We start from the raw sequence: 17250 nt of genomic DNA, 5'->3' as shown, positions 1-17250 counted from the left end.
TCCGATGCCTCAACCCGTCAGGCGCACAGCACCAACGAGGGACACCTTATGAATGCCTACCAGCAGGACAGCAGGAGGGACAGTGTCGACATCGCCATCATTGGCTCAGGCTTTGCCGGGCTGTGTATGGCGATCAAACTCAAGGAAGCGGGCCTGCACGATTTCTTTATTGCCGAGCAGGCGGACACCCTCGGCGGCACTTGGCGCGACAACCACTACCCCGGTTGCGCCTGCGACGTGCAATCCCATGTCTATTCGTTTTCCTTCGCACCCAACCCGGACTGGACACGCCAGTTCGCCCCCCAAGCCGAGATCCGCGCCTACCTGGAACAGTGCGCCCAGCGTTACGAGCTGGCGCCTTACTTGCGCTTCGGTATGGGCCTGGATCAGGCCGTATTCGATGATGCACAACAACGCTGGCACCTGAGTTTCAGCAATGGCCGCCAGGTCAGTGCCCGGGTACTGATATCAGGCATGGGAGGCCTGTCACGCCCCGCGCTGCCGGACATTCCTGGCCTGGACAGCTTCAAGGGCAAACGCTTCCACTCTCAGCAGTGGGACCACGACTATTCATTGAAAGGTAAACGCGTGGCGGTGATCGGCACCGGTGCCAGTGCCATTCAGTTCGTGCCAAAGATCGCGCCGCACGTGGCGCATCTGGACCTGTTCCAACGTACCCCGCCGTGGATCATGCCCAAACGGGACCGGCCGGTTTCAGGTTTTGAACGCTGGGCCTTCAAGCACCTGCCCTTCACCCAACGCCTGGTGCGTGGTGCGTTCTATTGGGCTCTGGAAGGCCGCGTGGTCGGTTTTGCCCTGCACCCGGCGCTCATGAAGATGGTGCAAAAGATCGCCCTGCGTCACCTGCATAAACAAGTGGCCCGCCCTTCCCTGCGCAAGACCCTGACCCCCGACTACACCATCGGCTGCAAGCGCGTGCTGATTTCCAACGACTACTACCCGGCACTCGCACGCAGCAATGTCCAAGTGGTCACCAACAGCGTGTTGCGTATCGAAGCCGATGGCGTGATTACCGCCGACGGCATCAAGCACCCGGCGGATTGCCTGATTTTCGGCACCGGCTTCCAGGCCACTGATCCCCTGCCCCGCGGCTGTATCATTGGCCGCCACGGCGTCGACATCATGGACACCTGGCGCGATGGCGCCCATGCCTACCTGGGCACCACGGTGCCGGGCTATCCCAACCTGTTCCTGATTGTCGGCCCCAACACCGGGCTGGGGCATAACTCGATGATTCTGATGATCGAAGCCCAGGTCACCTACATCCTTGATGCCCTGCGGCAGATGCAGCGACAGCGAATCGACACGGTTGACGTCAAGCCCGCCGTGGAAAGCGCCTACAACCTCAACCTGCAAGAAAAACTCAAGCGCACCATCTGGTCCACCGGCGGTTGCCAAAGCTGGTACCTGGACCCGCGCACCGGCAAAAACACCACCTTGTGGCCCGGCTCGACCTGGCGCTTCAAACAGGTCACCCGACAGTTTGCCCTCAAGGATTACGTAGTTGGCACTGCACCTGTTACGGCTGGCTCACGTCCCATCGCACAACCCCGCACTACGGCGGAGGGCAGCCTGTCATGAAATCATTTACCGGCCGCGTAGCGGCAATCACCGGCGCCGCATCAGGCATGGGGCGCGCGCTGGCATTGGCATTGGCCCGGGAGGGCTGCCACCTGGCCCTGGCTGACAAGAACAGCCAAGGCCTGGCACAGACCGTGGAACAGGTGAAGACCTCAACCCTGTCACCGGTGCTCGTCACCTCTGAAGTGGTGGATGTTTCCGACCGCCAGGCGATGCTCGACTGGGCCGCCCGCTGCTTTGCCGAGCATGGCCAGGTCAACCTGATTTTCAACAATGCCGGGGTCGCCCTGTCGAGCACTGTGGAAGGCGTGGACTACGCCGATCTGGAATGGATTGTCGGCATCAACTTCTGGGGGGTGGTCCACGGCACCAAGGCGTTCCTGCCGTACCTCAAGGCCTCGGGCGACGGGCATGTGATCAATACGTCCAGCGTGTTCGGCCTGTTCGCTCAACCCGGCATGAGCGGCTACAACGCCACCAAGTTCGCCGTACGCGGTTTTACCGAATCCCTGCGTCAAGAGCTGGACCTGCAGCGCTGCGGCGTTTCGGCCACCTGCGTGCACCCCGGAGGGATTCGCACCGACATCTGTCGCAGCAGTCGAATCGATCCCAACATGACCGGCTTTTTGATCCACAGCGAACAACAGGCCCGGGCCGACTGCGAAAAACTGTTCATCACCGACGCCGACCAAGCCGCCAAAGTGATCCTGCACGGCGTGCGCAAAAACAAACGCCGCGTGCTGATCGGCCGCGACGCCTACGCCCTGGATCTGCTGGCCCGTTGCCTACCGGCGGCTTACCAAGCGCTGGTGGTATTCACCAGCAAACGCATGGCGCCAAAAAAGTCCAAGGCACCGCTCTTTGAAGCCCAGGACGAACACCGTCTCTGATCCCTCATTACGCCATGGAGCACCCACTATGCTGCCCATTCGTCGCGATCTCCATTTTGCCCTGCCTGCCGAACGCATCAAGAACTGGCATGAACAAGGCCCCTTCATCACCCACTTCTTCAACGCCTTGTCGTTGCTATTCCCCCAGGGCGAGTTGTTCTTCATGGACAGCGTGCGCCACTACCGCAAGCACATCGAAAACCCGCAGTTGAAGAAAGAAGTCCAGGGGTTCATCGGCCAGGAAGCCATGCACAGCCGTGAACATGTGGCCTACAACGACCTGATGCAAGCCGCTGGCCTGCCGGCACACACCCTGGACCGCCGACTGAAAGTGATGCTGGACTTGCAAAAGAAACACCTGCCCGCCTCGTTCAACCTGGCGGTGACCATTGCCCTGGAACACTACACCGCGATGCTGGCCGAAATTCTCCTCAGCGACCCTTCGCGCTTCGGGGTATCGGTCCAGAGCTATCAACAGATGTGGCACTGGCATGCGCTGGAAGAAACCGAGCACAAGGCGGTGGCCTTTGACGTCTGGAATACGGTGATCAAACCAGGGCCCAAACGCTACCTGTTGCGCACCGGTACGATGCTGTTCACCACGGTGTTCTTCTGGTTGGTGGTGTTTGATTTCCACCTGCGCCTGCTGATTGCCGATCGCCGCGCCGGCGGACATCTGAAGGGGTTCTGGCGGATGCTCAAGTTTCTGTACGGGCCCAAAGGCGTGTTTCCGCGGATGGCGCTGCCTTGGCTGCACTATTTCAAGCCGGGGTTTCATCCTTGGGATCATGACAACCGGGCACGCCTGGACGGTATTGATCGGCTGGTTGAAGCAGTACAAGGGCCCCATGAGGAGCAAGCTAACCTGCAGCCTTGACCGCCCTATCGCGGACAAAGCCCTGCAATTGATCACCGGGCAGTGCCTTGCTGAAATACCAGCCCTGGATAATCAGCTCCGATCCAGACTGCAGGAAGGCCAACTGCTCGGCGGTTTCCACGCCCTCCACCACCACCCCCAGGTTTAACGCCTCACAAAAGCGCAACAAACCCGTCAACACCTGGGCACCTTTGGGGTCATGCTGGGCCACCACGAAGCTGCGGTCGATCTTGATGAAGTCCACCGGGAATTGATGCAAATAACTCAGGGCGGAAAAGCCGGTGCCAAAATCGTCGATGTAGACCTTGGCACCGATCCCCTGCAGCTTCTCGATCATCTGGCGCGTCACCTGAATGTCCCCCACCAGCGCATCTTCGGTAATCTCCACCGACACTTGGCCCCGGGCCTGGGCAAGAATCGCCACCAAACGGTCGCCGTACACCCTGGACGTCAAGGTTGCACTGGAAATATTGATGGTCATGGGCAGCGTGAAACCAACCTTCTGCCACTTCTGGTATTGCCGCACCGCCTGGGTCGCCACCCAGACATCGACATCCGGCATCAGCCTGGCCTGCGCCAACCATTGCAGGAACTCCCAGGGTGAATGCACCACCCCCTTGGTATCGCGCGCGCGCATCAACGCCTCACAGCCGGTGCACAAACCAGTGACCGTCGACACCTGCGGCTGGAATTCCAGGTAAAACTCGTAATCGCTGATCTGCTGGATATGGCTCAACTCACTGGCCTGGCGGGCCAGGGTTTTATGGGCCGCCAATACCGGGTCCAGCTCCAGCAGGCGCCCCTTCTCCTCCAATCCCCTGAAGGTTGTATCGAAGGACTTCAGATACACCGTCCCGCCCTCTGCTGCCCGATGGATGGCTCGCACATAAGGCATATAAATCAATGTCCCCACAGCCACCAGTACGACTTGCAGCAACACCGCCGCCCAGTCGCCGTGAGTGCTCAGGTAAGCATTAAGTAACACCGGTGCGGTAAACGGTATGCTGACCACCGACGGCGACACCCAGCCCATCTGCACCACCGTCATGGCCAGCAGCGCATTGAGCACGGGAACCAACAGGAAGGGAATGAACAGCCGTGGGTTGAGAATAATGGGCAAGCCAAACAACAGCACTTCACTGACGTTAAACAGCGACAACGGCAGGCTGGCCACCGCCAATAAGCGCATGGACTGGCTCTTGGAAAACAGCAGGATCGCCAGCAGCAGGCACAACGAACCACCCGACCCGCCGATGAATGCAAAACATCCCAGCAGCCCGCCGTTCAACACGTACTTGATCGGCTCGCCTGCGGCCAGGGCTGCGCCATTGAGGGCAACGGCCTGCTCCATGACGTCGAACAACGGCTGAATGGCATAGACCCCATGGATACCAAAAAACCACAACAGTGAATTGACCGCCGTGACGAACATCCCACTGGTATACGGCGACTCCAGCACATCGAACGCCATCGGCCCTTCGATCTGTGCGATGTGAGGAATTTGCAGCAACAGTGACAGCACACACACCAGAATCACTGCCGTGATCGCCCCCGGCAGCACCATATTGATGGTGCCCTTGAGGTTATGCCCCACCAGATCCACGTTGACCAACCGGGTCCAGCGGCGCCGGTGCAGCCAGGCAATGATCGGCACGTTGAGCAGCGGCGAAGCAATTGCGATAAACAATATAAAAGTCGCCGCTGCCCGGGGGTGATCCCGCAGGACGAACGTCGCGATCACCACATGGGCCAGACACAGGAAAGCCACCGGCAACTGTGGCAGGCGGTGTTGAATCGCCAGCATGTAACCGATGGAGGCTGCTACCAGCAACGGAATCACCGAGCTGAGCTTGGCGTGCAAACCGGAAAGGAAGGTCACCAGTTGCGGGTCGAACCCCAGAACCTGGGCGCACTCGGACAACACCAGGAAACCCGCCGAGACCAGCAGGCACGGCAGGATCCACAACAACCCTTCACGTATGGCCCGCAGCGACTCGGTACTGGCCAAGGCCGCCAGGCGCTGGGTGAAGAAGAGTTTGAACAGCGTTTGCGCCATGACATGTCCCTCTGCCCCATCGCTCCTTGGCCTTCACGGTACCGGGAGCGACGCTTAAGCCGTTGCGTCCAACGAGGCTATAACGCTACACGCCCTGATACCGCAAACGAAAGCGATTTGCCCCAGGCTGCACAAATATTCAGCACCGGCGTTGATCCACATCGCTTGTCGGCTGCCCAGGTTTGGCCCATCCTTTGCCAAACCTGTTGCCTCAAAAGGCGACGTTCCTCTCGAACGGACTCGAGCCCATGAACACCTTCATGCCCTTGTCCAGAGCGACTCCCTGACGTCAAGGCGCCTACTGATGCTGCGAGTTTCCCCTCTCTTCACCGTCACTGTCTGTGCCCTGCTCTGCCTCGCGGGCACCGTCGCCAGCGCTGCAACCCAGTCGACGTTTCCCGACGCCGCCGCCAGCGACCCGGCAACACTCAAATGGATGGTCGGCGCCCCACCGCCGGCAGACCGTACCCTGCGCTTTGAAGACGGCAGCTATTTCCGCTTCCCGGCCATGCGCTGGAGCGTGGCCAATTTTCGCCAGTTGATGCCCACCGTCAACGTCTCCCGGGGGCTCGGCGCCCCACTGGCATTGCCGGAACACCCCGTGCCGGGGATCGACGAACTGTCCGTAATGCCGGTGGGCGCCAGCCAACCCCTCACCTGGCGCCAGACCCTGGACGCCACCTACACCGACGGCATCGTGGTCCTGCATCGCGGGGCCATTGTCTACGAGCGCTACTTGGGGGTGCTCAAGCCAGACGGGCAACATGCGGCCATGTCAGTCACCAAATCGGTGATCGGCACCCTGGGGGCAATGCTGGTGGCGGACGGCACACTCGATGCCGGGAAAAAGATCGTCGATTACGTGCCGGAACTGGCAGGTTCAGCCTTTGGCAATGCGACGCTGCGCCAGGTGCTGGACATGACCACCGCCCTGGACTACAGCGAAGACTACGCAGACCCCAACGCCCAAGTGTGGGCCCACGCCCAGGCCGGCAATCCGCTGCCCAAGCCCAAGGACTACACCGGGCCACGCAGTTACTACGAGTTCCTGCAAACCGTTCAGCCAAAGGGTAAACATGGCCGGGCTTTCGGCTATAAAACGGTGAATACCGATGTGCTGGGCTGGGTGATTGCCCGAGCCACGGGACGTAACGTCGCCCAACTGCTCAGCGAACGCATCTGGAGCCGACTCGGTGCAGAGCAGGACGCCTACTTCACCGTCGACTCCATTGGTACTCCGTTCGCCGGCGGAGGCCTGAACACCGGGTTGCGGGACCTGGCACGGTTTGGCGAAATGCTGCGCAACAGTGGGCGCTTCAATGGGCAGCAGATCGTGCCCGAAAGCGTGGTGAAGGATATCCAGCAAGGTGGCGACAAACAGGCATTTGCCCAAGCAGGCTATGGTCAGTTGAAAGGCTGGAGCTACCGTTCGATGTGGTGGGTGACCCATAACGCGGACGGCGCCTTCATGGCCCGCGGGGTACATGGCCAAAGCATTTACATCGACCCCAAGGCCGAAATGGTAATTGTCCGCTACGCTTCTCATCCAATTGCGGGCAATGCCGCCAACGACAGTGTGACCTTGCCTGCCTTCGAGGCAATGGCACGACGGTTGCTGGCAATCCCGCAGTCTTGAGGGGTATTCAGGATCTTTCTTACACAGACTGATACCCACATAAACAGGAGAAATTGTTACTATCTGCGTCTTAACTTGGCCGAACGGTCATGCTCCTGACTCGAGATGCTTGTTCAGGTTGGCACGGTTTCCAGAAACGGTTTTTGTTCAGCAACGTGACAGGTTAAGCGCTGGCAACGGAGGAACACTCTCGTCATGGGAACCAAAGGCCGTCCAGGCCAGTCATGAAATACATGGAGCAGTCAGGGAAGAAACGCTTCGAACCGAGCGGGAAAGCCGACTCAACAGGTGTGGCCACAGCCCGCCTGCGTCTTCAAGGAAAGGTATTCAACATGCAACACAAGCTTTCAAATCGTGCACGCCCTCTGTTTTTCACCGTGCTGCTATGGTTATGTGGTGTCGCACTTCTGTTTCTGATCAAAGTCGGTATCGAGTTGTTTGAAGGGCCAATAGCGGAAACCTGGATCGACTTGGCACTGGTGCTGACGGCCTACCTGCTGTTCTTCCTGCTTGACCCGTTGCAAACCTGGATAAGCCATCGCTTGCGCAAGCGCGCCAGACGCAACAGCCGTCTACAACGAACCTTGTGACACAGATCGACCACCTGCTCATTTTGGAGTAAGCCTTTGTCCCAACCCGGTGAAAACCATCAGCTTGCCCTGGACAGGTTCTTGAACCAACACCCCGCCCTGGCGACTGAACTGAATACGTTGAACCCCTTGGCCGCCCAGGCCAAGGGAGAAACCCTTGAGCAATACCGTGCCGAACGCCTGCACGAAGCCTTTGAGGCCGAAGCAGAACGCCAAGGGCTGTTCGCCTGGGAACTGACGCTGCAACTGACGGCACCGTCGCCCGAAGAGTTCGAGGCACGACGCCTGGAAGTCCATAAGGAAGTCGCCCAGATGGCCGGGCTGAGCTGGGCCGAATACTGTCAGCTTCATGATTTGGTTGGCTGAGTAGAACCTCGAAGCTTGAGCCAGCGTTGAATGCCGCTTCTGGCGCCCCCCATCACCTCTCGTAACTCACCGATTGTCACAGTGCGACGGTGAGGGTCAGAATCCATGGCCGTACGCAGCGCTGACCAACAGTGTCGGGGTAACTCTCCGGGAGAGCTCCAGCGTGCTGCCGACCGATTCGTCAAGTGGCCATCAGAGGCGCACCGGCCTTGCGCCAATTCATAGAGTACACACGCTACAGCGTAGAGGTCGGCACTGGCAGCCAGTGGTGCACCATCAAACAGTTCCGGGGCGGCATAGGACGGGGTCCAGGCATTAAATCGACTACGGTTCAAGCCAGGCAGCCCCACCGATACCTGTTCGACAGTTTGGCCGAGTCCGAAGTCAAACAGTCGCAGCCCTTGATCACCCACCATGACATTGCCCGGCTTCACATCCCCGTGCAGCACGCCTTGTTGATGGGTATAGCGTAATGCGTCGAGCAAACCGACGGCAATGGGCTGCAACTCATGCCACGGCAATCCACCTGGACACTCAAGCAGCAAACGGTCCAGGGTCATACCCGTCATCAGTTCCATGGTGTAGAAGGCCACCTCGCACGCTGTGTCCACTTCAAACGAGTAAGCCCGGATCACCCGCTCATGCAGCAAGCGACGTGTCAGGGCAAACTCGCTATACAACAGCACATGGCCGTCCGTGGCCTGGGAAAACGCTTCCCCCAGCACCTTCAACGCCACACTGGACTCAGGTTCGCCAAATTGCTCATGCAGCAGATCCCGGGCTCGATACACCACCCCCATGCCGCCCGCACCCAGCTCTCGCTCAATGCGGTAACGCCCAGCCAGCAAGGAGGGCATGACGCTGGCCCTCGAGTTCGGACTTGCACCGGAGCAGGCCTGTATATCGCTCATGGCTGTACCACCACGGCGGTCAAATTGTCCCTGGCGACACCGTGCAACACCACTTCGAACAACCGATCCAGCACGCGCTGCGGTGTCCTCAGGCTCAAGGCACCTCCCAACTCACCGAGACTGAGCCCCTCATACAAACCATCACTGCACAATAGAAACACATCCCCAGGAACGGTCCTGAGTTCCAGTACCTCCAATGTCAACGGCGCCCGCGCGCCCACTGCCCGGGTCAAGGCCCTGGCCTGTGGGTGTCCTCGTGCCTGCTCCAGGCTCAGCCGTTGCTCATCGATCAGCTGCTCCATCAAGGAGTGATCCCGGGACAGCTGGTACAACGCCTGTTCCCGCCAGAGATAACAGCGGCTGTCACCGGCCCAGATGCAGGCCGCACGATCCCCCTCAAGCAATAGCACCACCACCGTGCTCCCCATGATGCAATCAGCACCGGGAGCCGTTACTGGCAATACCTGTCCCAACTGCCAATCAAGCCATTGCAGACAGCGTCGAATATCCTGGAGACGCTCATCAAAACTGCCTTGCCCTGGCAACTCGGCCAGGTTATTGACCACCAGTTGACTGGCAACGTCACCTGCCTCGTGACCACCCATCCCGTCCGCCACCGCCCAGCAGCCTTGTTGCGGACAATCGAGAAATGCATCCTCATTGCGACCTCTGACCTTGCCGCGGTCGGTTCGTCCAGCGCTGCGCCAACGGCCGTACCGGCGGGTCACAACTGCTCCGGGATGCGGAAAGTACGCCACGTCGCCAGATCAAACGGGCTGGACGTGCTCTGGCTGGTCAGCAAGTAATTGGCGCGCAAGCCGCCGAGGTCGGCCTTGAGCACCCGCACATCTCGACCGCTCAAAGGCTCGCTTTGCATCAGATCGAACAGCCGGAACAGCGACCAAAGCCCGGTATTTTTCTCAATGCCCAATGGTCGCTCCACGCCCCGCTCCAACACCAGACTGCTACGGCCATCTTCAGTCTCGGTCGGCCACTGGAACGCCATGGGCACAATTGGGCCGTGGCGGTACTCCATTTGCTGGCCGCCGAATCGAAAGATCGCGCGGCTTACCGCCGAGTCGAGGCTGTACGGTGCAAGCGTAAAGCGCACATGAGGCCGCCCCTGATCATCGGCAAAAAAACCGCGACGAATAACCTGCGCCCTTCCCCACTGATCAAGCAACGCCCGAGATATGGGTAAACTGCGGCCATCCAGGCTGAGCAACCGATAACGGCCCACATCACCACTGACAAAAGGTCTCAAATAGCCGTCAAAGAATCGCGCCATCACCCCCTGGGGCCTGAAAAATTCGTGGAAGTCATCAAGGGCAACATCACTGCTGGCGTGTGCATTGAAGGGATAGCGTTGCTTGATTGCCTTGGCGTAAAAACCGTACACCTCACTCTGATACCGCTGATTCACATGGCGGTAGGCATCATCGAGCACTCGACGCCAATGAGTGTCAGCCAAGCCGTCGATCCAGGAGGCAAGCGGCAACGGCAAACGCATGGCGACATTGCGCAGGTCGCTCAGGGCATCCTGTTGTCCCTGCATCCGCTTTCTGACCATATCGAATGCCGCCTGCTCCGGCTGCCCCTCTCGGCTCAGCGCCGCCAGTTGCAAGTGCAACTGGTTGAGCGCCTGCAAGGCCTGGGTCAGTTCGATTCCAGGATTGTGCTGTTCATCCAGCAATTGATGCAGGGACTCGAAACGACGTTGCAGTGCCCGGCGAGCGGTATCAAACGACTCATTGGGAATGGCGGCCAAAGCGCCGTCCAATGCGACCTGGGCGGCCTGCCCCAAGGGCGCCGCCTGCCCCGGTTTACTGGCAGACAGCTCATCAAGACGCTCCGCAGCCGACGGGAAGCGCGTGTGCTCCCTTACCTGTTGCAGCAGCTGTAACAATGGTGACTGCGCCGATGTCAGGCTAGCCAATTGCTCGGCACCTTGTCTGGCGGTGTCGGTGTCTTGCAGGCGAACCTGACCAAGCGCCTCGCTCCAGGCTTCGGCATATTCACTGAAATAACGCTGCTCCAACTCCACCATCAGCCGACGCAAGTCCATCGGACTCAGGTCAGTACCCTCGCCCAGCACCCAGTTCTCTTGCACGAGGGTATTCACCAGTCGGGCTCCTTGCCCAGCGAAATAACGCACATAACGCTGCGTGTAAAATCCGGGTATAGGCTGATCGATTCCGGCGAATACGCGACCCCGCGGATCCAGGTGCTGGCTGAAACGATAAGGTTCAAGATTACGCGCCTGTTCACGCAGTACGCGGTACACCACACTGGCCAACGACTCTCCCCGCAGCACCTGGCGTGCCTGGGCCACCAGCTCGTCATTGAGTGTCTGCTCAAAGGGTTGTTCAAGCAGCCGCTCAAAGTGTTCATTCAACCGTCGCTGCACCCCGGTTTCACCGGCGTGCCGTGAGGACCATTGATCCGCGACCCGCTCCTTCAACCAGTCAGGATCACGCCGCTCTCGCAGGTTGAGCATCAGGTACGCCCGCAAGCTGTCCGATAATCGCTCCCGATCCCCCAAGCTGGCACGCACCTGCTCTTCGAGCATCTCGCTGACATGCGCCAACAGCAGGCGTTGCAGAGTCTGTTCATAGGCCTTGTCCAGGACCGGGCGAATACTGTCGCCTTGATATAACCCAACCTGCTCGGACAACCTTGCCTGACCTCCCGGCGGAAATACCCGAGCGGCCGTCAGATAATTGTCCAGAATGGGCAGGATTACCAAAGCGTCACTCACCGATGATGGCGGTTGCAGGTGCTGGGCCAAGTCACGCACCTGCTCCAGATGCTGATAGTTCACGGAGTAACTGCGCATCCATAGCAAGCCTGTTACTCCGACGACCAGCAGCGCGGCCAGGGCCAGCGTACACTGGCGACGCCGAAGCCTGCGCTGCTCGATACTATCGAGCTCTGCCAGGTCGGCCCCGGAAAAAACCACCCGACTGAACAACCCCTGGATGAAGCGCGAACGTGTTTCCCATGAGCCGGGACCTTTGCCCTGCCCCTCCGACACCGACATCCCTGCACCCATGGCAGTACAACTACCAGCACTGGTCAAATAGAAACCGCGCAAGGTGTTGACGCGCTGATAACGATGAGCAGAAAAAGCCAACTCGATAAACAGACATAGGCGCTCACCCACCTGGGCGACCTGATTGGGAAAGTCGAGCATCCGTCCACGGCGCTCGAGATTTCTCTCCTGATGCAGGCGCTGGATTATCTCGCTGCTCAGGCGCTGGAGCAGCGCTTCAAATCCCAGGCGCACCTCGGCAATGTCAGCATCGGCGCCGCCCCTGCCACAAGCAAGTCGCGCGCCGAGCGCGGAGTCATTGCCCTCACCTTCCAGCCGATCAAAGAACTCCGCGAACCCCGGCAAACGGTCTGCCTGGGTCAGGACCAGATAGATCGGCAAATCAACACGCAAGGTCTGTTGAATGTCCTGCAGTCGGCTATGGACCTGGCGCGCAAGGATCTCCAGTTCCTGCTCGCTGCCGTTAAGCAGCGTGTCCATCGAAAGAGCCACCAACACACCCTCGAGTGGGCGGGATCGACTGCGGCGTTTCAGCAGTTCAAGCAACATCGACCAGCCTGCCCCATCCACCCCATCAGCAGCCTGACTCAGGTAGCGTCCTGCGGTTTCGACCAGCACCCCTTCATCAGCAAAGTACCACTCACAATCGCGTGCACAGCTCGCACTACGGATCGACGCGGGATCAATCCTCTCGTGCGTCAACTGCACCCCGTCCGACTCTAGCAATTGAGTCTTACCACTGCCTGTACTCCCAATCAGCAGGTACCAGGGCAGATCGTTGCGCCAGCGCCCGCCGCGCTCACCGTAACGTTTTGAGGTTTTCAGACGGTGCAATGCTTCCCGGAAGCGAACACGCATCGCCTTTTGCTCATGCTCTACGAGCTGCTTGTGCTGTCGAATTTCAGGGTTGTTCTGCGGTGGCACATCGCGCCGACTGAAGAAGACCATCGCCAGTCCCCACAGTAGAAACAGCACACTGATAGTCAGCAGACGCGTCGCAGAACCTTGCCAGAATCGGTGATCATCGACTGCCAAAAGAGGCCCGACAAACCACACTCCCGAGGCTATCAAGAGCACCAGCAACAGGCTCCATAGCCAGGTAACACTCAGGAACTCAGCAGTTCTCTTGAAAAATCCTTTCATGGTCGCTCCCTGCATTACCTGTGTGTTTGAGTGATGAACGGAGCTCGTTCCTGATAAGGCTGTAGCACCCTCTCGCGCTGCTCGCCGAGCACCCAGGCAAACCCCGAATACATCATCAACAGGCAGGCCGTGACAAAGACCATCACCCAGCTCACGGAAACACTCCGCACCAGTCTGCGATGTTGCCGCCCACGAGGTGGAGCAGCCTGGTCACCCGGGGGGGCATCGCCGCGCACATGCCTGATCTGTCTATACAGAGCATCCCGAACACTCTCCAGGTGAAGCACGCCGCGCTCCATGACCCGGTACTTGCCCTCGAATCCCAGGGACAAGCACAAGTACATCAACTCAAGCATTGCCACGTGCTTGAGAGGGTTCCTCGACATACGCTCCAACAACAGGAAAAATTTCTCACCACCGAAAGTTTCGTTATGAAAGCGGCTCAGCAGGCTTATTTGCGACCAGCCGCTCTGACTGCCCCAAGTAGTGGTCACGACCGCTTCATCAATCACACTGCACAGCACATAACGCGCGCTCACAACCTGACTGTTGTCGACACCTTCATGCAGTGCCCGCGCCTCAAAAAGTGCGATACCGGATGCAAGGCGATCATTCAGCGCCTGAAGATTCTCATGAGCAACACTGTCCTTGAGCCGAACCACCTCGGACAATAATTCCCAAGCTGTTGCCACCAAGGTGTTGAGCCCCAGATTGAAGTTCTGCGCACCCTGCAGGCGGGCGGCGTAGACCATTCGGTCTTCCAGTTGTTCGAAGCGCGGCGGCGATGCGAAGTCGGTGATCGGCCCCTGCTCCGGTCCACGACCCTGGCGATCAAGCAGAACCGTTTTTTCGTCCGGTGATTGTTCTTTTTCCATCAACATAGGTTCAGTTCCTGATGGCCCATAATTTCAATTCAAGTTCGGCAAACTCGCCGGCGACATGAAAAGCAACACCTCCTGAATGCTGTAGTTGCGCCACATCACGGGCACTAAGCTCGAGCTTGAAGTAGGTGTTATTGGCATGAAACGGAATCTGTCGTGGCGCTACGGGCAATGGTTTGACCTTGATGCCCGCCAGGTGCAGGTTCACCAGTTCACGAATTCGCTCCACGGGGCCAACCTTGAGATGCGCTGGCAGGCGATGACGAAGTTCATCGCTGTCGCAGTGGGCACTGGCTGCCAGCACGAAGGTTGCTGTCCCCAACACGTTGAGGTCGCTCACCGGACACACCAACACGCCGTACTGGCGCTGCTGCAGCACCAGCTCGATGGCATGCCGCTCAAGCACCATCGATAACACGCTACGTATCGCCTCCATCAACCGTCGAAAACTCGCGCCTTGGTCGCCGTGCTGGTAGCGTCCCTCAAGGCGCGGGCGCTTGTTGTCGCTGGCAAACGTCGACAGTTCGCCCAGAATCGACAACAAGGTCCGATACAACGCTTCAGGACTGACCTGAGCGAGGTCCAGGTAATGACGCAGAACCAACTCGGTGCGGTTGATCAGTTGCAACATCAGAAAGTCGCCAACCTCCGTTCCTCCAGCCTTGCCATTGGAACCCAGGCGTTCGGCAATGGCATCACCACGGTTGGCCAGTAAGCTGATTACCTCCTTGAGGCAGGACAGCAGGTACCCGGAACCTTGCAGGTGGATGAACGTCGGAACAAAGTCCGGATCCAGGCTGACCACTCCGTCTGAAGTACAACCCAGTACTTGGGCGATCTTGAGTTTCACATAGGTCTGGTCGGACTGTTGTTCACCCGCCAGCAGGCGAAAATCCGGACGCCCGCAGCTGATCTGACAGCGAGAGTCTTCACCAGCGTTAGAGTCGATCACATCGGCCTCGCACGTGACGTAGCGCGCCAACACCTCGGACTGTTGCGCCTGGCGCGCTTCGACGTGGTTGCCGGTCACGAGTGGCAAAGCCAGGTAAATCGACTGCCCTACGGTGTTCGCCGGAATTTCGATGAGCAACGGCTGCAGCGTACCGCTCAGTTCGAAGAGGCTACCGTCGGGCAATATGCCGCTGGCCTCGTTGATGACCACCTTGCCCATGTTGAGATACTGAAGGTCGAATTCCAGGGTCAAGAATCCCCACGAATGACTGCCGAGCAAACGGGTCCGATGCTTAAGCTGCTGGTCGTAGTAACGGTCGTTATGTTGCAAATGCTGGGGCCGAAGCAGCATGCCTTCCTGCCAGATGACTTTATGAATCTGCATATCAGTCGTCCACCCTGGCTTGGATGGGATGGACCGGTCGAATCCCAGCCTGGTCAAGCACCAGCTCGGCACGGCTCACCTGCCGATGGGCAACGGACAGAACATGACGCCATTGCGCCTGGGGCAGGTCCCGATACGCCGCCAACACACCGACATAGCGGCTGCCCTGCTCGAGACTGAGTTTGAGTACCACTTGCTCACCGGGGCGCAGCTCCAGTTCCTCACTGTTCACCAGGTCCTTGGGCAGGGTCTGTTCGGCACGCCCATAGAGACTGAAGAAGTCGGCATTCTCAAAGGCGACGGGGTGCCGAAGTTCTATCAAGCGCAACACGACGGGAGAAGGTCGACCGTGAAGGTCCGGATTGACGTGCTCGCTGGCCGTCAGCGTCAGGTCCAGCTTGGTCACCGTCGAGAAGGGTGAAAGGCTGCTGCAACCGGCCAACAGGCCCAGCACAACGAACGACAGAGAAACGAAAACACGAAACATTGGCATCATCCTGGATAGGCGCGGTCAAGGGCGGAGATCAGGCGAATCTGCTCCTCGTAGGCTTTTGCAAAGTCATTACCCAACAGGCGCTCACTCCAGCTGTCATCTTCGATCAGTTGTTGGTAGTGGCGTTGATAGGCACGCCAATGGCCACCCCCCGTGGCGAACCTCGGCAGTTTGCCCTGCTGCTCGAAACATCGGATCAAATGAGCCGGCGCAAAGGCTGTCAGGGCAGCACGCACAGCGGTGCGGCAAGCTACCAGCAACGCGACCTGATGAGCCTGGATGTCCCGCCAGGCCTGAGCGATAGCCAGTTCGGCCGACAACTGCCCAAGCTGTCCGGGGCCCAGAAGCACCTTCAATGCCGCGTTGCAATCGGCGCTGTCTTGTAGCGGGTTATGGCTCTTGAGCTGGGTGCAGTTAACGGTCAGATTCAGCTCGTTCTTCAGCTCGTTGCGGGTATGCAGGCCCTGCTGCAGCCCCTCGATCCCTTGTCGAAGCAAACTTGCCGACTTGATCGCCAGCGCCTCCCGCCCCTGCTCATCGAGCAGTTCCAGGCGAATGCCCAGCGCGTCAGAAAATGCCGCCCAAAATATCTCATTGCCATTCAGAGGGAGAGTCCCCGCCTGGCTTGGTACCGTCTCTGGCGCGGGAACCACCCACTCGGGCACTGTCAGATGCTCCGCGTCCACCCTACAGTCATCAGTCCACGACCCAGACTCAGTGACCGTGGTTTTCAACGCGTCCAGCTCATCCGATGTGCTCTGGCTCATGTGCTCACGTTCAAGTGCGTACATGGGGTCCAACGCCAGGAATGCGTCGTCAGGAATCGAACTGGAGAGGAAGGATGATCCCCCTTCAGGCTCCGATATCTTCATGGGCCCTGCCAAACAGGCACAAACCTCGAACCCTCCCAACTGAAAAACCATGCCATGCACAACAGGCATAGCCTGGCCTTTGGGCAAGCGCTCGCCGCGCCCCCCCAGACGAATACCGTTACTGCTGATATCCGTCAGAAAGTACCGGCCATCGCGATAGCTGATTAACGCGTGGTGGTTGGAAAGCAGGCGACTGGGATCGGGAATGATCCAGTCACATCCGGCGCCACGGCCAATGACTCCGCCGGTACCCTCAAAGGTTTTGCTGAGTGACCGTCCAGGCCCGTTGTACCCCGGACCGCAGATTTCAAGCACTAATTGCATGAGTAGGCTCCCAGAATCACTGATCACGACTGTTTGACTGCGGGTCACCCAACGGGCGGTAGTCACCGTCGTCGAAGACGTAATTTGCGTTACAGCCGCCAAGAGCGAACATCACAAGCACAACGGCTTGCCATCGACGAACAGGCATCACATATCTCCCACTGAGATAAATCCGGCGGGCCTGGGTTAACCAGTGCCGGTAGGTAATTGCACATCTGGAG

The 17250-nt window shown here is 59.0% G+C and carries 15 protein-coding genes; 6 read left to right on the top strand and 9 right to left on the bottom strand.

Translation table 11 applies throughout. The annotated features are described in order from the left end of the window. Positions 1-48 precede the first annotated feature (48 nt). The 3 genes from GNF76_RS15985 to GNF76_RS15975 are packed head-to-tail and all read left to right on the top strand — an operon-like array spanning position 49 to position 3369. On the top strand, positions 49-1602 hold the full coding sequence (locus GNF76_RS15985; protein ID WP_155584109.1) for a flavin-containing monooxygenase: 1554 nt from the start codon (positions 49-51) through the stop codon (positions 1600-1602). Further along, on the top strand, positions 1599-2492 hold the full coding sequence (locus tag GNF76_RS15980; RefSeq protein ID WP_155584108.1) for an SDR family NAD(P)-dependent oxidoreductase: 894 nt from the start codon (positions 1599-1601) through the stop codon (positions 2490-2492). Before GNF76_RS15985 ends, GNF76_RS15980 begins: the two co-directional genes overlap by 4 nt. 28 nt (positions 2493-2520) lie before the next feature. Continuing rightward, complete coding sequence (locus GNF76_RS15975) at positions 2521-3369, top strand: metal-dependent hydrolase (protein WP_155584107.1); 849 nt, start codon at positions 2521-2523, stop codon at positions 3367-3369. Here the strand turns inward: GNF76_RS15975 and GNF76_RS15970 are convergent. Next, positions 3353-5425 (bottom strand): EAL domain-containing protein, encoded by a 2073-nt coding sequence (locus GNF76_RS15970; RefSeq protein ID WP_155584106.1) that lies wholly within the window; start codon positions 5423-5425, stop codon positions 3353-3355. The two genes, GNF76_RS15975 and GNF76_RS15970, sit on opposite strands and share 17 nt — an antisense overlap. Before the next feature lie 304 nt (positions 5426-5729). On the opposite strand from GNF76_RS15970, the gene GNF76_RS15965 reads away from it, so the two are divergent. From GNF76_RS15965 to GNF76_RS15955, 3 genes are all read left to right on the top strand, one after another. Continuing rightward, the gene (locus tag GNF76_RS15965; RefSeq protein ID WP_155584105.1) at positions 5730-7061 is read left to right on the top strand and encodes a serine hydrolase domain-containing protein; all 1332 of its coding nucleotides are present in this window, start codon (positions 5730-5732) and stop codon (positions 7059-7061) included. Positions 7062-7393: 332 nt separating this feature from the next. Then, positions 7394-7651: a hypothetical protein gene (locus GNF76_RS15960; protein ID WP_155584104.1), complete on the top strand. Its 258-nt coding sequence runs from the start codon at positions 7394-7396 to the stop codon at positions 7649-7651. 36 nt (positions 7652-7687) lie between these two features. Continuing rightward, entirely contained in the window at positions 7688-8017 is a 330-nt protein-coding gene (locus tag GNF76_RS15955) for a DUF6388 family protein (protein ID WP_155584103.1), read from the top strand. On the opposite strand, the gene GNF76_RS15950 is transcribed toward GNF76_RS15955, so the two are convergent. From GNF76_RS15950 to GNF76_RS29585, 8 genes are read right to left on the bottom strand one after another with little or no spacing between them, the layout of a single operon-like run. After that, positions 7999-8874, bottom strand: a complete 876-nt coding sequence (locus GNF76_RS15950) for a serine/threonine-protein kinase (protein ID WP_246211924.1) — start codon at positions 8872-8874, stop codon at positions 7999-8001. The genes GNF76_RS15955 and GNF76_RS15950 overlap by 19 nt on opposite strands. A gap of 50 nt (positions 8875-8924) precedes the next feature. Next, positions 8925-9656 carry a protein phosphatase 2C domain-containing protein gene (locus tag GNF76_RS15945; protein WP_178123360.1) on the bottom strand — a complete coding sequence of 244 codons (732 nt, stop codon included), beginning with the start codon at positions 9654-9656 and terminating at the stop codon, positions 8925-8927. Next, the gene (tssM, locus tag GNF76_RS15940) at positions 9653-13123 is read right to left on the bottom strand and encodes a type VI secretion system membrane subunit TssM (protein WP_155584101.1); all 3471 of its coding nucleotides are present in this window, start codon (positions 13121-13123) and stop codon (positions 9653-9655) included. Before tssM ends, GNF76_RS15945 begins: the two co-directional genes overlap by 4 nt. Positions 13124-13137: 14 nt before the next feature. Then, positions 13138-14004 carry a type IVB secretion system protein IcmH/DotU gene (gene icmH / locus GNF76_RS15935; RefSeq protein ID WP_155584100.1) on the bottom strand — a complete coding sequence of 289 codons (867 nt, stop codon included), beginning with the start codon at positions 14002-14004 and terminating at the stop codon, positions 13138-13140. A gap of 4 nt (positions 14005-14008) precedes the next feature. Beyond that, positions 14009-15340, bottom strand: a complete 1332-nt coding sequence (gene tssK / locus GNF76_RS15930; protein ID WP_155584099.1) for a type VI secretion system baseplate subunit TssK — start codon at positions 15338-15340, stop codon at positions 14009-14011. A gap of 1 nt (position 15341) precedes the next feature. After that, positions 15342-15827 (bottom strand): type VI secretion system lipoprotein TssJ, encoded by a 486-nt coding sequence (gene tssJ, locus GNF76_RS15925; RefSeq protein WP_155584098.1) that lies wholly within the window; start codon positions 15825-15827, stop codon positions 15342-15344. Positions 15828-15832: 5 nt separating this feature from the next. Beyond that, entirely contained in the window at positions 15833-17029 is a 1197-nt protein-coding gene (tagH, locus tag GNF76_RS15920) for a type VI secretion system-associated FHA domain protein TagH (protein WP_155584097.1), read from the bottom strand. Between the two features lie 16 nt (positions 17030-17045). Next, a complete protein-coding gene (locus tag GNF76_RS29585; RefSeq protein WP_246211923.1) occupies positions 17046-17177 on the bottom strand; it encodes a type VI secretion protein in 132 nt (43 codons plus the stop codon). Positions 17178-17250: the final 73 nt, after the last annotated feature.

The organism is Pseudomonas spelaei, assembly GCF_009724245.1.
GTDB lineage: Bacteria > Pseudomonadota > Gammaproteobacteria > Pseudomonadales > Pseudomonadaceae > Aquipseudomonas > Aquipseudomonas spelaei.
This window is presented reverse-complemented; position numbering and strand designations above follow the sequence as displayed.